Origin of the sequence: Streptomyces sp. NPDC091376, from assembly GCF_044757085.1 — a bacterium.
In the GTDB taxonomy this organism is placed as follows: Bacteria; Actinomycetota; Actinomycetes; order Streptomycetales; family Streptomycetaceae; genus Streptomyces; species Streptomyces pratisoli.
In genome coordinates this window covers 54,604-69,694 of the sequence record NZ_JBIVUF010000017.1, presented here as the reverse complement: position 1 = coordinate 69,694, position 15,091 = coordinate 54,604, and the positions used below count along the sequence as shown (strand labels likewise).

At 71.2% G+C, this 15,091-nt stretch carries 16 protein-coding genes; 6 read left to right on the top strand and 10 right to left on the bottom strand.

Annotated elements, in window-relative coordinates:
• Nucleotides 1-126 precede the first annotated feature (126 nt).
• Entirely contained in the window at nucleotides 127-1,428 is a 1,302-nt protein-coding gene (locus ACIQMR_RS30165; RefSeq protein WP_401393828.1) for an MFS transporter, read from the top strand.
• A 176-nt stretch (nucleotides 1,429-1,604) separates the two neighbouring features.
• On the opposite strand, the gene ACIQMR_RS30160 is transcribed toward ACIQMR_RS30165, so the two are convergent.
• The gene (locus tag ACIQMR_RS30160; protein WP_401393825.1) at nucleotides 1,605-2,189 is read right to left on the bottom strand and encodes a suppressor of fused domain protein; all 585 of its coding nucleotides are present in this window, start codon (nucleotides 2,187-2,189) and stop codon (nucleotides 1,605-1,607) included.
• Nucleotides 2,190-2,613: 424 nt separating this feature from the next.
• On the opposite strand from ACIQMR_RS30160, the gene ACIQMR_RS30155 reads away from it, so the two are divergent.
• Together ACIQMR_RS30155 and ACIQMR_RS30150 are read left to right on the top strand one after the other, a co-directional pair.
• Nucleotides 2,614-3,738 (top strand): magnesium and cobalt transport protein CorA, encoded by a 1,125-nt coding sequence (locus ACIQMR_RS30155; protein WP_401393822.1) that lies wholly within the window; start codon nucleotides 2,614-2,616, stop codon nucleotides 3,736-3,738.
• A 12-nt stretch (nucleotides 3,739-3,750) separates the two neighbouring features.
• Nucleotides 3,751-4,296, top strand: coding sequence for a hypothetical protein (locus ACIQMR_RS30150; RefSeq protein WP_401393819.1), 546 nt, complete (start codon nucleotides 3,751-3,753; stop codon nucleotides 4,294-4,296).
• A 56-nt stretch (nucleotides 4,297-4,352) separates the two neighbouring features.
• Here the strand turns inward: ACIQMR_RS30150 and ACIQMR_RS30145 are convergent, their stop codons facing one another.
• Nucleotides 4,353-5,138, bottom strand: a complete 786-nt coding sequence (locus ACIQMR_RS30145; protein WP_401393817.1) for a hypothetical protein — start codon at nucleotides 5,136-5,138, stop codon at nucleotides 4,353-4,355.
• Between the two features lie 373 nt (nucleotides 5,139-5,511).
• Between ACIQMR_RS30145 and ACIQMR_RS30140 the strand changes: the two genes are divergently transcribed.
• A complete protein-coding gene (locus tag ACIQMR_RS30140) occupies nucleotides 5,512-6,645 on the top strand; it encodes an Mrp/NBP35 family ATP-binding protein (protein ID WP_401393815.1) in 1,134 nt (377 codons plus the stop codon).
• A 172-nt stretch (nucleotides 6,646-6,817) separates the two neighbouring features.
• Here ACIQMR_RS30140 and ACIQMR_RS30135 read toward each other — a convergent pair whose 3' ends face one another.
• The 5 genes from ACIQMR_RS30135 to sigE all read right to left on the bottom strand — a co-directional run bounded on the left by ACIQMR_RS30135 (nucleotide 6,818) and on the right by sigE (nucleotide 11,620).
• On the bottom strand, nucleotides 6,818-7,480 hold the full coding sequence (locus tag ACIQMR_RS30135) for a hypothetical protein (RefSeq protein WP_401393812.1): 663 nt from the start codon (nucleotides 7,478-7,480) through the stop codon (nucleotides 6,818-6,820).
• Between the two features lie 128 nt (nucleotides 7,481-7,608).
• On the bottom strand, nucleotides 7,609-8,055 hold the full coding sequence (locus ACIQMR_RS30130) for a sec-independent translocase (RefSeq protein WP_401393809.1): 447 nt from the start codon (nucleotides 8,053-8,055) through the stop codon (nucleotides 7,609-7,611).
• Nucleotides 8,056-8,161: 106 nt separating this feature from the next.
• Entirely contained in the window at nucleotides 8,162-9,964 is a 1,803-nt protein-coding gene (locus tag ACIQMR_RS30125) for a trypsin-like peptidase domain-containing protein (RefSeq protein ID WP_401393806.1), read from the bottom strand.
• A gap of 118 nt (nucleotides 9,965-10,082) precedes the next feature.
• Entirely contained in the window at nucleotides 10,083-10,934 is an 852-nt protein-coding gene (locus tag ACIQMR_RS30120; protein WP_401393803.1) for an anti-sigma factor family protein, read from the bottom strand.
• A complete protein-coding gene (gene sigE, locus ACIQMR_RS30115) occupies nucleotides 10,931-11,620 on the bottom strand; it encodes an RNA polymerase sigma factor SigE (protein WP_385479595.1) in 690 nt (229 codons plus the stop codon). The genes ACIQMR_RS30120 and sigE overlap by 4 nt, the downstream gene beginning before the upstream one ends.
• A 213-nt stretch (nucleotides 11,621-11,833) precedes the next feature.
• On the opposite strand from sigE, the gene ACIQMR_RS30110 reads away from it, so the two are divergent.
• Nucleotides 11,834-12,499 carry an O-methyltransferase gene (locus ACIQMR_RS30110; RefSeq protein WP_266382635.1) on the top strand — a complete coding sequence of 222 codons (666 nt, stop codon included), beginning with the start codon at nucleotides 11,834-11,836 and terminating at the stop codon, nucleotides 12,497-12,499.
• Nucleotides 12,500-12,613: 114 nt separating this feature from the next.
• Here ACIQMR_RS30110 and ACIQMR_RS30105 read toward each other — a convergent pair whose 3' ends face one another.
• Nucleotides 12,614-12,781 (bottom strand): DUF3117 domain-containing protein, encoded by a 168-nt coding sequence (locus ACIQMR_RS30105; RefSeq protein ID WP_003966491.1) that lies wholly within the window; start codon nucleotides 12,779-12,781, stop codon nucleotides 12,614-12,616.
• Between the two features lie 336 nt (nucleotides 12,782-13,117).
• Between ACIQMR_RS30105 and ACIQMR_RS30100 the strand changes: the two genes are divergently transcribed.
• Complete coding sequence (locus ACIQMR_RS30100; protein ID WP_401393800.1) at nucleotides 13,118-13,918, top strand: enoyl-CoA hydratase/isomerase family protein; 801 nt, start codon at nucleotides 13,118-13,120, stop codon at nucleotides 13,916-13,918.
• Nucleotides 13,919-14,016: 98 nt separating this feature from the next.
• On the opposite strand, the gene ACIQMR_RS30095 is transcribed toward ACIQMR_RS30100, so the two are convergent.
• Both ACIQMR_RS30095 and ACIQMR_RS30090 read right to left on the bottom strand, forming a co-directional pair.
• Entirely contained in the window at nucleotides 14,017-14,610 is a 594-nt protein-coding gene (locus ACIQMR_RS30095; protein WP_401393798.1) for a DNA-3-methyladenine glycosylase I, read from the bottom strand.
• On the bottom strand, nucleotides 14,607-15,065 hold the full coding sequence (locus tag ACIQMR_RS30090; RefSeq protein ID WP_401393795.1) for a cell division protein DivIVA: 459 nt from the start codon (nucleotides 15,063-15,065) through the stop codon (nucleotides 14,607-14,609). Before ACIQMR_RS30090 ends, ACIQMR_RS30095 begins: the two co-directional genes overlap by 4 nt.
• Nucleotides 15,066-15,091 lie beyond the last annotated feature (26 nt).

Below are 15,091 nucleotides of genomic sequence, written 5' to 3'. Positions count from 1 at the left end.
CCCGTCCCGCACGGCGGTTTCACCCGACCTCAGCAGGGAAAACTACATGCCACTTGCACTAATTAGCTAACCTAACTTATTGTTTGTATATAGCAACGACCTCACGAGAGAGACAGAGGAGCATCCATGCACGCAGCGGATCCGTTCGCCGGCGAGGAGGAACGACGGGATGGCGCGGAAGGAGGAACTGGAGCGGAGGCGACGGCCGGCGGAGTCGGCGGGGGCGGGGGCGGCATCCTGCGTCAGCCGAAAGCCGTCTGGGCCACGGCCGGCGCGTCCGTCGTCGCCTTCATGGGCATCGGCCTGGTGGACCCGATCCTGCCCTCCATCGCCAAGGGCCTGGACGCCACGGCCGGCCAGGTCTCCCTGCTGTTCACCTCGTACTTCCTGATCACGGCCGTCGCGATGCTGGTCACCGGCTTCGTGTCCAGCCGCATCGGCGGCCGCAGGACGCTCCTCGCGGGCCTGGTGCTGGTCGTCGTCTTCGCCGCGCTCTCCGGCATGTCGGGCTCGGTCGGCGAGCTCGTCGGCTTCCGGGCCGGCTGGGGCCTCGGCAACGCCCTCTTCGTGTCGACCGCGCTCGCCGTCATCGTCGGCGCGGCCACAGGGGGCAGCACGGCGGCGATCCTGCTCTACGAGTCGGCGCTCGGTCTCGGCATGGCCTGCGGGCCGCTCGTCGGCGCCGTGCTCGGCAACGCGAGCTGGCGCTATCCGTTCTTCGGGACCGCGGCCCTGATGGCCATCGGCTTCCTGTGCACCGCGGTCTTCCTCAAGGAACAGCCGAAGCCCGCCGCCAGGACCTCACTGCTCGACCCGCTCAAGGCGCTCGGCCACGGCGGGCTCGCGTCGGTCGCCGCCTCGGCGTTCTTCTACAACTACGCCTTCTTCACCGTGCTGGCCTTCACCCCGTTCGTGCTGAACATGTCTCCGTACCGGTCCGGAGCGGTCTTCTTCGCCTGGGGCGTACTGCTCGCGGTCTTCTCGGTGCTGGTCGCGCCGCGGCTGCAGAAGCGGTACGGCTCGCTCAGGGTGCTGGGCGGCTCGCTGCTGTTGCTCTCCGTGGACGTGGTGGTGCTCGGGTACGGCGACCACACCACGGCCGTCGTCTGCACCGTGCTGTCCGGGGCGCTCATCGGCGTGAACAACACCGTCTTCACGGAGCTGGCGCTCGGCGTCTGTGACGCCCCGCGCCCGGTGGCGAGCGCGGGCTACAACTTCGTCCGCTGGTTCGCGGCGGCCGCTGCGCCGTTCCTGGCGCCGAAGATCGAGGAGTGGAGCAACGTCCATATGCCGTTCGTGGTGGCCGGGATCGCGGCGGTGTGCGGCGCGGGCGTCGTGTGGGCGCGGCGGGCGTCGCTCGTCCACGAGACGACGGAGCCGAAGCCGGTCCACGCGACGCGGGACGGAGTCGCGGTCTTCGCCGACTGACCCGCGCGGGCCTGCGTCCGCCGGCGCGCGTGGGCCGGCTCCCCGGCCCTCGGCCGACTCGCCCGACCGCCCCACCTCGGTCGGCTCGCCCTACGGTCCGCCCGGGCCGGCTCGCCCCACCCGATCAACTCGGCCATGAGATACGTCACTTCAACGACGGCGCACGACGGCTGTGGTCACGCCAGGGAAACGGGCCTGCGCAACGGATCGCGCAGGTCCGTGCCCTGCGTCAGCCAGCGCTCCTGGAGCTGCGCCGCACCGTGCACCCGCTTCCACGCGGCCTCGTTCTGCGTCATCGGCAGCAGCGGCAGGAAGCGCACCGGGTCCATGGGCGCGTCGAGCTCCAGATCCTCGACGAGCCCGCCGGACTCGGCGACCAGGACCGACGAGAACGGCGCGGAGGGCCACAGCGGCCCACCCACGTCCATGGAGTTGCCGGGCGCCACGATGACCCCCTCGACCTGCGGAGACGAGGCCAGGACGGCGAGCGGACGCAGCACCTTGTCGGTGTCGACGAGCCCGGCGCGCACCGACAGGACCAGCTCCGCGCGCGGCCCCTTCACCGGGTCGGCGAGCATGTCCTCGGGGTCGGTCATCGGCTGGGCGGACATGCCCAGCGTGGCGTACCGGACGATGTCCCCGTCGATGAACCGGAGCACCTCGATCCGGTCCGTGCCGACGAAGGTCACCGCGGCGCGCGCGTCCGGTTCGCCGAGCGCGCTGCGCAGCCGGGCCTCGACCAGAGCAAGAACTTCTCCCATCCCGCGAGCATAGATCGCATCAGGAACGGGCAAAGGACGAAGTTGACCCGCTGTCGGCTGATAGGCTTGGCCGCCTGTTCGGGACAACATGCCGAAAGCATTGTTCTCGAGTTCCCGACGACACGTCATCCCCCACGGGGGACCGGCCGGAGGAGGTGGGGCTGCGGTGGATCGAAGTCGACCGTGCAGTACCAACAGCTCTTCCGCGCGACTCCTCTCCTCGAATCGCTGAGGGTTCTCCGCACCGTCGGATCCATGGCACCGCGCATGACGGAAGAGCACGTCTTCCCTGCCTGACTGTCTGTAGCGAAACGCCGTCGCCGCGTCCCGCGGTGCCGCCCGCTTTGCGGACGTATCGAGACACGTCCTCATTCCGGGCTGTGCCACGCCACGCACCGGCGGCCTCTCCGTGAAGGAGCCTGCCATGTCGATGATCCGTGACCTGCGCGAAGCGGTCCGCCCCACGCTGCGCAAGAGCAGCGGCCCGTACAGCGCGTACGGTGCCTACGACACGACCCGTGACCCCTCGGCCTCCAGCGCGGTCGTGGACTGCGCCGTCTACCGCGACGGCGAGCGGGTCAAGGACGAGGCCTGCCTCAACCCGCACGAGGCGATGCTGCGGGTGCGCGAGGGCGGCGGATTCGCGTGGATCGGGCTGCACGAGCCGACCGAGGAGGAGTTCTCCGGCATCGCGGCCGAGTTCGGGCTCCACCCGCTGGCCGTCGAGGACGCCGTGCACGCCCACCAGCGGCCCAAGCTGGAGCGGTACGACGACACGCTCTTCACGGTCTTCAAGACCATCCACTACGTCGAGCACGCCGAACTGACGGCGACCAGCGAGGTCGTCGAGGCCGGCGAGGTGATGTGCTTCACCGGGCCTGACTTCGTGATCACCGTCCGGCACGGCGGACAGGGCTCGCTGCGCAACCTGAGGCACCGGCTGCAGGAGGATCCGGAGCTGCTCGCCAAGGGCCCGTCGGCGGTGCTCCACGCCATCGCCGACCATGTCGTGGACGGCTACATCGCGGTCGCGGACGCCGTTCAGGTCGACATCGACGAGATCGAGATCGACGTCTTCTCCGCGCCGTCGAAGGGCAGCACGCGCGGCACCGACACCGGACGGATCTACCAGCTCAAGCGTGAGGTGCTGGAGTTCAAGCGGGCGGTGACCCCGCTGCTGCGGCCGATGCAGCTGCTGAGCGAGCGCCCGATGCGGCTGGTCGACCCCGAGGTCCAGAAGTACTTCCGCGACGTCGCCGACCACCTGGCCCGGGTGCAGGAGCAGGTCATCGGGTTCGACGAGCTGCTGAACTCGATCCTCCAGGCCAACCTGGCGCAGGCGACGGTCGCCCAGAACGAGGACATGCGCAAGATCACGTCGTGGGCCGCGATCATCGCCGTACCGACGGCGGTCTGCGGCATCTACGGCATGAACTTCGACCACATGCCGGAGCTGCACTGGAGGTACGGCTATCCCATGGTGCTCGTCGGCATCGTCGGGATCTGTCTCACCATTCACCGCACGCTGAAGCGCAACGGCTGGCTCTAATAGGCTGCGGGCATGAACGACGCTCCTCTCGGCAACGACGTTGCGCCCGGCGACGATTCTCTGCTCGGCCGGGCCCTCGTCGAGGAGGCCACCAAGAAGTCGGGCCTCATCTGGGTGCGCGGCAGCGGACCGGCCCGTGCCCTGTGGCATGTGTGGCACGAGGGCGCCGCGCATGTCGTCGGGGACGGGCCCGGTGAGCAGCCGCTGCCGGAGCTCGTCGACGGCTCGACCGCCGAGATCACCGTGCGCAGCAAGGACAAGGGCGGCCGGCTGGTGGCCTGGACCGCCGCGGTGACCGAGCTGCCGCCCGGCTCCGAGGCGTGGGAGGCCGCGGTCGCCGAGCTGAAGGGCAAGCGGCTCAACGCGCCGGACGGCGAGCGGATCACCGAGCGCTGGGCGCAGGAGTGCCGGGTGCTGCGGCTGGAGCCGCGCGAGTCGACCACGGTGCATCCTCAGGACTCGCTCTCCGCCGTGCCGCTGCCCAGCCCGGCGACCACCCGCCGGCCCGTCCCGGCGGCCCTGCCCCGGCTCCTGCTGCGCCGGCGCCGCAAGAACTGATCTGGACAGGACGGCCGGCGTGGCGCGGGCTCCGTGTCGGTCGCTCGTACTCCGGGTCAGTCGCTCGTACGGGGAAGCTGACGGCCGTAGTCGACCGTCTCCTCCTTCGAAGGGGCTTCGAGGGCGAAGTCCTCACCCCAGTCCGCGAGCGTGAGCACACCCGCGCCGCCCGCCCGGGCGAACTGCAGCGGGTAGGGGGTGCCCTCCAGCGAGACGTCGAGCGATCCGCCGTTGCCGTCGCCGCCCAGGATCTTGATCGTGCGTACGCCCTCGATCGAGTCGCGGTCGCCCTTGCTGAGCTTTCCGTGCAGCCCCAGCAGCCCGTCGAGCAGCACATCCATGTCGGTGAAGCCGCGCAGCTGCTTGTAGGCGGGATCGTCGTCGGGGATCTTCACGTACATGTCGTCGAGCTTGTTCGCAGCGGTCTCGTCCTCCTCGCCCGGCGGCTTGGATGCGCCGCCCTTGCCGTCCGAGTCCGCTGTGGCCCAGAAGTCCGCGTCCGCCTTGAGGTAGAGCGCGTCCTCGACACGCAGCAGCTCGAACGTCGAGTTCTTCGAGGTGACCGAGCCGATTCCGCCGGCCTTCTTCAGCCGCATGTTCAGCTTGTACGTGCCGCCCTTGGACACCAGCGTGCCCGCCAGGCGTACCGAGTCCGCCCCGTCCGCCGCCGCCTTGGCCTTCGCCTCGATGGCGGGCGCCTCCAGTTTGCCGACGCCGTTCGTCCCCGCGTCCGGGTCCTCGCCGCCGCATCCGGTGACGGCTGCGGCGAGCGCCGCGCACAGCGCGACGGGGAGCGCGGCCCGGCGGGCACGGGCGGCCGGGCCCGGGGGGAGAGCGGTCACGAGCGCACTGCCTCTCATACGCGTGGGGGTGGCAGACCGCAGCGTACCCAAGGTGCGGAGGCTCTCCGGAAGGGAGCCGTCCGGACCCCGGGCGGCGACGGCATGGAACGGTACGGGCCGTCCTGAAGCCGCTGAACAGTGGCGTTCCGGAGCAATTCGCTTCCGCGGAGGCGCTCGGCACGGCGGCGGACGACCCGCTCGACGGCGCCCCGGTCGCGTCCTCATGCCCCGGAGTGAGCGGCGTCGGGTCCGCGCAGGAGATGACGTCCGGCATCGCCCGCTCTATTCCCGTCCGAGGGCCGGCCCGGACGTGACGAAGGCGACCGCCGACAGGGGCCCCCGGGGCTCGATCCGGCGCCGTACCATCGTCCGTATGGTTACGGAAGACGCGGTGCGCGAAGCACTGGCGACGGTGAACGACCCCGAGATCAACAAGCCGATCACCGACCTGGGCATGGTCAAATCGGTGGAGATCGGAAACGACGGCACGGTCGCCGTCACGGTCTACCTCACCGTCTCCGGCTGCCCGATGCGCGAGACCATCACCCAGCGCGTCACGGACGCCGTCTCCGGCGTCGAGGGCGTCACCCGCGTCGATGTCGCACTGGACGTGATGAGCGACGAGCAGCGCCGTGAGCTCGCGTCCTCGCTGCGCGGCACGACAGCCGAGCGCGAGGTGCCGTTCGCCAAGCCCGGCTCGCTGACCCGGGTGTACGCGGTGGCGTCCGGCAAGGGCGGCGTCGGCAAGTCCTCCGTGACCGTGAACCTGGCGGCGGCGATGGCGGCCGACGGTCTGAAGGTCGGGGTCGTCGACGCCGACATCTACGGCCACAGCGTGCCGCGCATGCTCGGCGCCGACGGCCGTCCCACCCAGGTCGAGAACATGATCATGCCGCCGTCCGCGCACGGCGTGAAGGTCATCTCGATCGGCATGTTCACACCGGGCAACGCGCCGGTGGTGTGGCGCGGGCCGATGCTGCACCGCGCTCTGCAGCAGTTCCTCGCGGACGTCTACTGGGGCGACCTGGACGTCCTGCTGCTCGACCTGCCGCCGGGCACCGGTGACATCGCGATCTCCGTGGCGCAGCTGGTGCCGAACGCGGAGATCCTGGTCGTCACCACCCCGCAGCAGGCCGCGGCGGAGGTCGCGGAGCGTGCGGGCTCGATCGCCGTCCAGACCCACCAGAAGATCGTCGGCGTCGTCGAGAACATGTCGGGCCTGCCGTGCCCGCACTGCGACGAGATGGTCGACGTCTTCGGCACGGGCGGCGGCCAGATGGTCGCCGAGGGCCTGACGAAGACAACGGGGGCCACGGTCCCGGTCCTGGGCCAGATCCCGATCGACGTCCGGCTCCGCGAAGGCGGCGACGAGGGCAAGCCCGTCGTCCTCACCGACCCCGACTCCGCTGCCGGCTCGGCCCTGCGTGCCATCGCCGGCAAGCTCGGCGGCCGCCAGCGCGGCCTCGCGGGCATGAGCCTGGGCATCACCCCGCGCAACAAGTTCTGACCCGCGCGACGAGGTCCGGGCCGCGGCACGAGGTCTGAGCGCCGCGACAGGTCGCAACGCGGCCCGAGCGACGAGGCCCTGGCCGACAGTGGGGTCGTCCCGGCCGAAGGGTGCGCACCCGCGCGCAGAGCCGAACGGGCACCGTTCCGTGTGAACGGTGCCCTTCGTGCGTCTAGGCGTACGCCCCGAGGTCCTGCACCACCGCGAAGCCGAGCCCGTACGCGCTCATACCGCGCCCGTAGGCCCCGATGTGCACCCCGTTCCCGGCGGACCCGGCCAGCACCCACCCGAACTCCGACTCCCGGTAGTGGAAGGGCATCGGCACCCCGTCCACCGGCAGCGACAGCTCGGACCAGGCCGAGCCGTCCAGATCGTCCGCGAGCTCGAACGCGGTCTCCGTCTGCTGGGCCAGCCAGTCGTCCCGCAGCACGTGGTCGAGCTGCGCGGGCCAGGTGTACGCGAGCAGGCCCGAGCCGGCCAGCCAGGCGGCCGATGAGACCGTCGTGGCGTCCAGGACACCCGTACCGTCGCCGCTGCGCCGTACCGGGCTCGCGGCGACCGTCACGACCACGGCGAAGCGTTCCTTCTCCGCACCGGCCGCGTCGGACTTTATCGACGGCTCGTCGCCGTGCCCCATGGACCCGTGCTGCACCGCACCGTCCGCGTCGGTGCCGACCTGCATCAGCCAGCGCTGCGCGGTGAAGGCCTCGTCCAGTCCGTACCAGGGGAACGGGGCCCGCAGATAGCCGTCGACCGTAGGCCGGGCCGCGGGCACCCCCTCAGCTGTGGACGTGCTGGGCGAACCCTGCGCCCCTGCCCGACTCGTGGTCTCCATCTGTCCGGCCGCCTCCTTGATCACCAAGGCCCGGAACGGCCCGCCCCCCGCGGGCGTCCTCTATTCCGGACAGATGGAGGATAGCCACCTCGCACCGGCTCGTAGGGATTGGTGGCGGTCGGGGGCACTCAGGTGGCGTCTGCGTCGAACGGCGGGCGCTCGCCCTGATCGGGCTTTTCGCGCTTCTTGACCAGATCCGGTGCGGTGGTGCCCGGCGATCCGTTGACCGCCGCCGGCACCGAGGAGTCTCCGGACTCCCTGCCGTGCACCGCGTCCGCGACGTCGTTCATCTCCTTCTTCAGGTCGAAGCTGCTGCGGATCTCCTTGAGATCATCGTTCTCGTTCAGCTGCTTCCTGAGGAAGGCCTTGGGATTCAGGTCCTCGAACTCGAAGTCCTTGAATTCGGGGCCCAGTTCGCTGCGGATGTCGTGCTTCGCGTTGTCGGAGAATTCCCGGACCTTGCGGATGAAGCGCGAGGCGTCCTGGATGACCTTGGGCAGCTTGTCCGGGCCGAAGACGAGCACGGCGAGGACAACGAGCGTCACGAGCTCGAGTGCACCTATGTCATTGAACACCTTGTTGCTCCTCGTGTTCTTGTTCCCCGTGCCCGCAGCGCAGGGACGAGTGGCCGGCTCCACGGTACCCGGCGAATCTGTCCCCGCGGTACCTCCGGGGTGTCCGTCACGTGCCCGTGGACGAACCGAGCGTCAGCGTCTTGGTCTGCTCTTTGCCGTTGCGGGTGAGCGTGAGTTCCAGGCGGTCACCGGGGCGGTGCGCACGGATCTTGACGATGAGTTCCTCGCCGCTGTGCACACGCTGGCCGTCGACCTTGGTGATGACGTCGCCGGGACGGACACCGGCCTTGGCGGCCGGCCCGCCCGCGGTGACGGACGCGGCACCGTCCTTGCCCTTCTCGCCGACGCGCGCGCCGTCGCCCGAGTACTGCATGTCGAGGCTGACGCCGATCACGGGGTGGGTGGCCTTGCCGGTGTTGATCAGCTCCTCGGCGACCCGCTTGCCCTGGTTGATCGGAATGGCGAAGCCGAGGCCGATGGAACCGGACTGACCGGCGCCTCCATCGGGGCCCGGCGCGCTGTCCGCGGCGCGAATCGCGCTGTTGATGCCGATGACCCGCGCCTTGGAGTCCACGAGCGGGCCACCCGAATTCCCGGGGTTTATCGGGGCGTCGGTCTGCAGCGCGTCGACGTAGCTGACGTCGCTGCCGTCGCCCTTCTCGCCACCGGCGGTGATCGGGCGCTCCTTGGCGCTGATGATTCCGGCGGTCACCGTGTTCTGCAGATCGAAGGGCGCGCCGATGGCGACGACGGGATCGCCGACCCGGACGTTGTCGGAGTTGCCCAGCGGCAGCGGCCTGAGCCCGGAGACGCCGGTGACCTTGACGACGGCGAGGTCGTAGCCGCTGTCCTTGCCGACGAGGGTGGCGCGGGCGGTTTCGCCGCCGCTGAAGGTCACGGAGATGTCGCCGGAGCTGCCGGCGGGGTCGACCACATGGTTGTTGGTGAGGATGTGGCCCTGCGCGTCCAGGACGAACCCGGTGCCCGTGCCCTGCTCGCCGCTGCCGCTGACGTGCAGCGTGACCACGCTGGGAAGGGCGCTGGCGGCGATACCGGCGATGCTGTCCGGGGCCCGGCCGGAGTCCTCGGCGCCGGACTGCGGCAGCTCGACGGTGCTGATCCCGCCGTTGCGTTCGAGGTAGGCGCCGACACCGCCGCCGAGCACTCCGGCGAGCAGCGCGAAGAGCAGTGCGCCGACGAAGGCCATGCCACGCCGGGCCTTCTTCCTGCGGGGCTCTCCGGGCTGTGTGAGCGCCACGCCGGGCGAGCTCCAGGGGTCGTACTGGCTCCACTGCACCGGTACGGGCGCGGGGGCGGGTGGGGCGGTCGTGGGCCCCGGCGCCGGTGCCGCGTACTCGCCACCTGAGGGGTACGGCGGTGGCGTCCCGCCCCCGGGCCGCTGCACGGGCGGGGCCGGCGCCCACGGGCCGGGGCCGCCGTAGGGAGGCGTGCGGTACTCGTCGGGCTCGTGCAACGGCCGTACGCCGCCGTCCGTACGGTCACCCGCCGGGAGGCCGTCACGGCCGTGCGGCACCGGGTCGGCCGGGTCCGTCCAGCCGTCACCCGCCGGCTGCGGGTGCGGCTGCTCCGTGACGGAGGCGTCCGGCTCCGGGGCGTGCGGCTGCTCCTCGACGGAGGCTTCCGGCTCCGGGGCCTGCGGCTGTGCGTCCGGCACCGATGCGGGTGCGGGCGCGGGTGCTGCCAGGGGGTATTCCGCCTGGTCGTCGACCGGAGCGGCCGGTGCCACGACCTGTGCGCCGTGCCGCACGGTGTCCGGTCCGGGTCCGGCGTCATGTACGGCGTCGGGCGTGTCGGCCGTCGCCACCGCGTCGGTCACCGACGACGGTTCGGGGCGGGCCGGCCGGCTCCACCACTTCGGCTTGGGACCCGTCGGCTTCCCGTTCTCCATGCTCTCCCCGCTACTGGCCGGTTCGTGCGCCCCGCCGGGCACCCCGTCCCTGGATTCAACCAGGTTTACGAGTGGTGTCCCACAGCCCGCCCGGCCACCTGCGAACGACCGCGGTGGATCAGCGCCGGGTCGGGGCCGCGAGCCTGCTGGGCAGCGGAGTGCCGGACGCGGTCGGGCCGGGGGCCGTGGCCAGTTGGAACGCCGAGCCCGTGGGCCGTATCAACGACGGTGAGGAGCCGCCGGCCAGCAGCGGCTGCGCGGCGAACGGATGGGACAGCGGCTGTGCATGGGCCAGCGTCTGCGGAGCCACCGCAACCGCCGGAGTGCTGCTCATGCCGCTCAGCCCGGTGGCCCCGCCGCGGCGGCGGTTCGCTTCCGCGCCCGTGCCGGCCGGGGTCTGCGCGCGCAGCGGTGTCACATTGTTGCCGCGGTTGTCCCCGCGGGCCGTGGCGTCGCCGGTGGTGGCGAGCGGCAGCGTCCCGCCGAGGGCGATGGCCGCGAAGGACACGGCGCTGGCGGCAGCGAACGCGAACCTGCGTCCGCGCCACAGGGAGCGCTCCGCCTCCTGGCGCCCCACGTCGTGAATGCGGAACCCCGAACCGGGACCGCCGTCGGGCAGACCGTGCCCGCCCGGTACGAATCCGAAGTTCTCCGGGGTCATACCGAAGACGCCATCGGTGGGACGCCCCCGGCCGAACGGGCCTCCCCGCCCGTCGTCATCACCTCCGGGCGGTCCCGCCGGCAGCCCCTGCAGCCGTGCGAGCAGACCCTCGGAGGGTGGCGGCGGGGCGGCCGTGGCGAAGACGCTCTTCAGCCGGCGCTGTGCATCGGCCTCGGCCTTGCACTTGGCACAGGTCGCGAGATGCGCGAGGACGCGATCGCGCACGTCGTGTTTGAGCTCGCCGTCCACCAGGGCAGCGAGCCGGTCCCCCAGATGCTGCTCCGCGGGGGTGGGACTGATGCTGCTCACGCCGTCCCGCCCTCCCCGGCCACGCCCGCGAGCGCGCGCTGCTCGGCACGCGCCTCCGGAGAGCGGTGCTGCAGGGCCTTGCGCAGATGGGACCGGCCGCGGTGGATCCGGCTCCGGACGGTGCCGAGCTTGACGCCGAGCGTGGCCGCGATCTCCTCGTACGAGAGGCCCTCGATGTCGCAGAGCACCACGGCGGCGCGGAACTCGGGCGCGAGGGTGTCCAGTGCCTGCTGGACGTCGGCGTCGAAGTGGGTGTCGTGGAAGACCTGCTGCGGGGACGGCTCACGGCTGGGCAGCCGCTCGGCCGCGTCGTCACCAAGGGCGTCGAAGCGGATGCGCTGCTTGCGGCGGACCATGTCCAGGAACAGGTTGGTGGTGATGCGGTGCAGCCAGCCCTCGAAGGTCCCCGGCGTGTAGGTCGACAGGGAGCGGAAGACACGGACGAAGACCTCTTGGGTGAGGTCCTCCGCGTCGTGCTGGTTTCCGGTCAGACGGTAGGCGAGACGGTAGACCCGACCGCTGTGCGTGCTGACGATGTCCTCCCAGGAGGGAGGGGTCCACGCCTGCGATTCCGCATCCGGTGCGAAGGTCGCGGTGGGCACGGAGTCGGCCTGGCTGGAACGGGCGTCAGCGGTGTCGGTCACGGATTTCGGCTCACCCGCCGACCCGAGAAGGCGCCTCAGCAGCCCTCTCCGATCCACAGGCGCAGCCGCACCTCCCCTGTCGGCTCTGGTGGTGTCCAGTGGAGCCCCTACCATAGCCACCTCGCCCGTTAGCTCCGGATAAGAATCTTTACGCGAATTTGGGAACGGGTGGCGCGCGTCCACACCTTTCCCCCTGCTCTTGCACAACGCCCGGTCCCATCTGCGGGTTCCCGGGTGCAGCGGATACAGTCACGGTTGCGCCAACTACGGGGACAGGAGAGGGTCATTACCGCCAACCGGCAGACGAGCTGGGCGTTCGCCGACGCCTTTGTCGCCGAGGACGAAGCACTGCGCTGGGCCCGTGAGCGGGCCCGGGAGGCAGGGCTGCCCTCGGTGTCGCCGGGTACCGGTGCCGCGCTGCGGCTACTGGCCGCGACGGCGGGCGCCAAGGCGGTGGCGGAGATCGGCACGGGCACCGGAGTCTCCGGGATCTATCTGCTGCAGGGCATGCGGCCGGACGGCGTGCTGACCACGGTCGACCCCGAGCCGGAGCGGCAGCAGTTCGCCCGGGAGGCCTTCCGAGCCGCCGGCTTCGCGGCGAACCGGGCGCGTTTCATTCCCGGCCGCGCACTGGACGTACTGCCGCGGCTCGCCGACGGCGGATACGACCTCGTCTTCTGCGACGGCGACCGCATGGAGTCGCTGGAATGCCTAGCTGAATCGTTGCGCCTACTGAGACCCGGCGGCCTCGTCTGCTTCGAAGGCGTCTTCGCGGACGGCCGCACGGTCGATTCGGCGGCCCAGCCCGGCGAGGTACTGCGGGTGCGGGAGCTGCTGCGCACGGTGCGGGAGAGCCAGGAGCTGCTGCCGTCGCTGCTGCCGGTGGGCGACGGCCTGCTGTGCGCGGTGCGCCGCGGCTGACCGCCGCGAACTACGGCCTTCTCGGCCCGGCCGGCACGACGCGGACACGGCACTGCCCCGGCTCAGCGTCATACCGAGCCGGGGCAGCACAGAAAGGTGTGGGCGCTTCCGCTGTCAGCCGACGACCTTCTTGAGGGCGTCGCCGAGGGCGTCTGCCTCGTCCGGAGTCAGCTCGACGACAAGCCGACCGCCGCCTTCGAGCGGAACGCGCATGACGATGCCCCGCCCCTCCTTGGTCACCTCGAGCGGGCCGTCGCCCGTCCGCGGCTTCATGGCCGCCATGCTCGTTCCCCTTCCTGAAACCAGCTCATCGTCACCGACGGCCCCCTGGGTGGGCACACGTCACCGGCATCGAACACATTGCTTCCCAGCCATTATCCCGCATCGCGGGACCCGATGACCAACATCAGTCGGCATCGCTTGCGCAACGCGCTTTCGCAAAACCACTCATTTCGGGGATCCGCCTGCGATACTTCGCCCTCGCGCCACTCTCAGGCACCGATCCGACAGCGTAAATTTCTTTGACGCAGGTCACATACCGGTGCGTATGTCGGCCCTACGCGATCTCCGCCATGCTGGGCTCGACATCACTGCCCGAGGTGCGAAGGGGACCCTGCCATGGCGGACACCGTGCTGTACGAGGTGAGCGACGGACTCGCGACGATCACGATCAACCGGCCCGAGGCCATGAACGCGATGAACGTCGAGGCCAAGATCGCCCTCCGGGACGCCCTGCTGGCCGCCGCCGCGGACACGGGCGTACGCGCGGTACTGCTGACGGCGACGGGCCGCGCCTTCTGTGTGGGCCAGGACCTCAAGGAGCACGTCTCACTGCTGATGTCCGACAAGGAGTCGGGCACCAGCCACACCATGAACACCGTGCGCGAGCACTACAACCCCATCGTGCGGGCCATCACCGAGATGCCGAAGCCGGTGGTGGCGGGGGTGAACGGGGTCGCCGCGGGCGCCGGGATGGGCTTCGCCCTGGCCGCGGACTACCGCGTCGTCGCCGACTCCGCGAAGTTCACGACGTCGTTCGCCGGGGTCGCGCTGACCGCCGACTCCGGGGTCTCCTGGATGCTGCCGCGGCTGATCGGCCCGAGCCGTGCCGCGGACCTGCTGCTCTTCCCGCGCTCGATCACCGCGCAGGAGGCGTACGAGCTGGGCATCGTGAACAAGCTCGTGCCCGCCGACGACCTGACGGCCGAGGCGGCGGCCGTCGCCCGGGCGCTGGCCGAGGGCCCGACCCTGGCCTACGCGGCGATCAAGGAGTCCCTCGCGTACGGCTCCGGTCACTCGCTGGCCGAGACGCTCGACAAGGAGGACGAGCTCCAGACCCGAGCCGGCGCCTCGGAGGACCACGAGATCGCCGTACGGGCCTTCATCGCCAAGGAGAAGCCGCAGTACCTCGGCCGGTAGGCGGCGCCGCCGACCACGGCCGGCCACGGCCGTGGTCCCCGGCGGGCCGTGACCGGCGGCGGACGCGGGGACGCGGCGGAGACGGGGCGACGCGGGCGTCAGGCCGCCGGTGTCGCCCTGCGGGCCGTACAGCCCTCCAGATGGTCGTCGACCAGGCCGCACGCCTGCATCAGCGCATAGGCCGTCGTGGGGCCGATGAAGCGCAGCCCGCGCTTCTTGAGGTCCTTGGAGAGGGCCGTGGACTCGTCCGTGACCGCCGGGACGTCCGCGATCGTGCGCGGCGCCCGCCGCCCGGCCGGATCCGGCGCGTACGACCAGATCAGCGCGTCGAGCTCGCCCGCCGGCCAGCCGGAGAGCACCTGGGCGTTGGAGACGGTCGCCTCGATCTTCGAGCGGTTGCGGATGATGCCGGGGTCGGCGAGGAGGCGCTCCTTGTCGGCGTCGGTGAAGGCCGCCACCGACGCGATCCTGAAGTCGGCGAACGCCTGACGGAAGCCCTCGCGGCGGCGCAGGATCGTGATCCAGGAGAGCCCGGACTGGAACGCCTCCAGCGCCAGCCGCTCGAACAGCGCGTCGTCCCCGTGGACCGGCCGGCCCCACTCCTCGTCGTGGTACGCGACGTAGTCCTCGGTGGACAGGCCCCAGGGGCAGCGCAGCCGCCCGTCCGGCCCCGCCACGGCACCGCCGCTCATCGCTCCTGCTCCTCGCCCGGCTCCGGCCCCTTGTCGAAGAACCCGGGCCGCTCCTTCGGCTCGTCCTCGGGCCGCTTGTCGAACAGCTCCGGCGGGCCGACCGCCGTCGCCTGCCGCCCGGCGAGCATCGACTCCAGCTCGGCGATCCGCGCGTCCCGCTCCGCGAGCTCCGCACCCAGCCGGCCGAGCACCTCGTCGACGTCCGCCATGCGGTAGCCGCGCGCCGTCACGGGCAGGCGCAGCGCCTCGACATCGGCGCGGCCCACCGGGCGTGTCACCGGCAGCGGGTCCACGAGCCGCTCGGGCGCCACCTCGGGGAGGACCGCGGTCTCTCCGCCACCGACCACCGCGAGAGTGACCGCGGCGATCACCACGACCATCGCGATCAGCAAGAACCAGAACACAGCGCGCGCCTCTCCCCGGAGCAGGAAACCGTCCTCCGCCGATCGTGCCATGCGCCACCGACAGTTAAGGTCGCAGG

Excerpts from the sequence above, each read along its gene's own strand:
- ACIQMR_RS30165 (WP_401393828.1), top strand. The coding sequence starts at position 127 with ATGCACGCAGCGGATCCGTTCGCCGGCGAGGAGGAACGACGGGATGGC.
- ACIQMR_RS30160 (WP_401393825.1), bottom strand. The coding sequence starts at position 2,189 with ATGGGAGAAGTTCTTGCTCTGGTCGAGGCCCGGCTGCGCAGCGCGCTC.
- ACIQMR_RS30155 (WP_401393822.1), top strand. The coding sequence starts at position 2,614 with ATGTCGATGATCCGTGACCTGCGCGAAGCGGTCCGCCCCACGCTGCGC.
- ACIQMR_RS30150 (WP_401393819.1), top strand. The coding sequence starts at position 3,751 with ATGAACGACGCTCCTCTCGGCAACGACGTTGCGCCCGGCGACGATTCT.
- ACIQMR_RS30140 (WP_401393815.1), top strand. The coding sequence starts at position 5,512 with ATGGTTACGGAAGACGCGGTGCGCGAAGCACTGGCGACGGTGAACGAC.
- ACIQMR_RS30135 (WP_401393812.1), bottom strand. The coding sequence starts at position 7,480 with ATGGAGACCACGAGTCGGGCAGGGGCGCAGGGTTCGCCCAGCACGTCC.
- ACIQMR_RS30125 (WP_401393806.1), bottom strand. The coding sequence starts at position 9,964 with ATGGAGAACGGGAAGCCGACGGGTCCCAAGCCGAAGTGGTGGAGCCGG.
- ACIQMR_RS30105 (WP_003966491.1), bottom strand. The coding sequence starts at position 12,781 with ATGGCGGCCATGAAGCCGCGGACGGGCGACGGCCCGCTCGAGGTGACC.
- ACIQMR_RS30100 (WP_401393800.1), top strand. The coding sequence starts at position 13,118 with ATGGCGGACACCGTGCTGTACGAGGTGAGCGACGGACTCGCGACGATC.
- ACIQMR_RS30095 (WP_401393798.1), bottom strand. The coding sequence starts at position 14,610 with ATGAGCGGCGGTGCCGTGGCGGGGCCGGACGGGCGGCTGCGCTGCCCC.
- ACIQMR_RS30090 (WP_401393795.1), bottom strand. The coding sequence starts at position 15,065 with ATGGCACGATCGGCGGAGGACGGTTTCCTGCTCCGGGGAGAGGCGCGC.